The sequence below is a fragment of the Bacillus sp. 220_BSPC genome, assembly GCF_001054655.1.
Classification (GTDB): Bacteria; Bacillota; Bacilli; order Bacillales; family DSM-1321; genus Peribacillus; species Peribacillus frigoritolerans.
Genome location: NZ_JVPL01000140.1, coordinates 1 through 2,148, shown reverse-complemented (window position 1 = coordinate 2,148; position 2,148 = coordinate 1). Strand labels below are relative to the sequence as shown.

The 2,148-nt window shown below is 35.6% G+C and carries 1 protein-coding gene; it reads right to left on the bottom strand.

Going from position 1 to position 2,148, the window contains the following annotated elements; translation table 11 throughout:
* Positions 1-137 precede the first annotated feature (137 nt).
* Positions 138-1,775: a ribosomal protection-like ABC-F family protein gene (abc-f, locus tag ADA55_RS09270; RefSeq protein WP_048682423.1), complete on the bottom strand. Its 1,638-nt coding sequence runs from the start codon at positions 1,773-1,775 to the stop codon at positions 138-140.
* Positions 1,776-2,148 lie beyond the last annotated feature (373 nt).

Sequence of the window (2,148 nt, the reverse complement as noted above, 5' to 3'; positions counted from 1 at the left end):
CTCCAATCAACCTTAAATAGTTTCGTTTAAAAACAACAATCTTTACGAAAAGAGCCTATCTAAAAAACCCTTAGACTTAAATCATTCTAAGGGTTTCTACATTTAATTTATCAGTTTCAATAAGTTACAGTTGATAGTCATTTGTCACCAAGTTCGTTTATTTTTTTCGTAAGCTCATTAAACTTTTGGTCGAGTTCTGCGTACGCTTTATCGTTTGGAGTCATAAAGCTAAGCTTTCCTAAAACTTCTTGTCTTTCTGTTTCAAGCGTTAATCGAAGTTCTTCCAGATCATCTCTTTTTAAAGGTGATTCATACAATTGCTTTTGAATGTGATTATTCGAAATGACAAGTTTGCTGCTTGTCGTTTTTTCGAGAAAATATCGATCATGCGAAACGACGAGTAGCGTTCCGGTGTACTGTGCTAAGGTATCCTCAAGTTGTTCCCGTGAAGCTAAGTCCAGGTGATTTGTCGGTTCATCCAAAATGAGCACATCTTTTTCCTCTAATATATATTCCATTAACTTACATTTTACTCGCTCACCCATACTCATATTCTTAATGGGTTCTGTCCAATGAGATACCGTGAAGCCTAAATGCTTCATTAAAGTTTGAACGTGCCCTCTAGACTCGAAAGTTTCTTTATGAAATAGCTGGGCCGGTGTTAGTTCAAGTGGTAAATCAAACACTTCCTGCGTCAAATAGCCTATTTTCGCAGATGGTGAAATCCATACATCGCCCGCATAAGTTTCATGTCCAAGGATTATTTTTAATAATGTCGTCTTTCCGCTGCCATTGGGACCTATTATGGAAACCTTCTCACCATGCTGAATCGTGAAATTGACGTTTTTAAATAGTGTTCGACCGTTAAAAGACTTAGTTAAATTCTTAACTTCCAAAAAACGTTTTCCCATCTTGTTTTTTGCATTAATTGAAAAGCGTACAGTGTATTCCGGCTCAACAGGTTCAGTTTTTGCTTTTTCAAGCTCTTTTTCAAGACGCTTTTGTTTAGATTTTACCTGTGCATCCATGCGCTTTGCTTTTACGCGATAGTATTCCTTAATTCCTTCCTTTTTGGTCGATTGGGAATGGGCTTTTTTTGACCAAGAAGTGATTTCTTTCATTTGTCCCTCAATCCGTTCAATCATTTTTTGCTGTTTTTCATATTCACGTTGTTGTGTAAGTCTTTTCTGTTTGTGAACCTCCATATAACTAGAATAATTCCCTCTGTGCTCAATTAGCTTTTTATCTTCAATCGACCAAATTTTCGTTGCTACAGCATCCAAAAAATAACGATCGTGAGAAACAAAAATGATGGTACCTCCATAATTTTTAAATTGTTCTTTGAGGAATTCTAAACTTTCCTCATCAAGGTGGTTCGTCGGTTCATCTAATAGTAAAAGGTCAGCATCTTTAGAAAGTCCTTTTGCTAACCGGGCTTTCAGTTTTTCTCCCCCGCTTAGTAGTGGGAAGTCATGGCTTGGTACATGCATTTTATCAAGTAATTTAACTTCTGAAGGCGTCTTATCTTCTGAAGAATGGGACTCGACTTCTTGTTCAACCATAAAAACTTTCACGTCTTGCTGCAGCCATTGGATTTGTCCATGTGCAGGCTCTAAATCATTGTTGATTAATTGTAACAACGTAGATTTTCCGGCACCATTTTTACCAATGATACCGATGATCTCGCCCTGTTGAACTGTAGCATTAACATTTTCAAAAATGTTCAGGTCCAATACTTCATAACTAATATTAGTTAATTTTAAAAGTTCTTTCATATAATCCATCCCTCTCTTTAAGGGAGAATAAAAAAAATCCTCCCAGTTCATATGGAAGGATTAGTCGTACCTGTGCATTATCAAATAAGAGCTATTTTCACGATAGCTCTAAAATTTATAGAAAATGGGCAGACTAATCCTATTTTGTATGATTTGAAATATGCGATTTCAAATTTTAAAAATAAGATTAGTTAATCATCGGCCACCCATCATCCCTTCTGATATTAATAAAATCAGTATAGCATAAAATAATATTTTAAAACAAAAGGAAACAACATATTACTTTGCTTTCAATCTAAATTTAAGGCTGTTTTAACATACTATGTTGCTATTTACCAAGTAGTGCGGTGTGGTTGATTTCCCCTCCAGATGC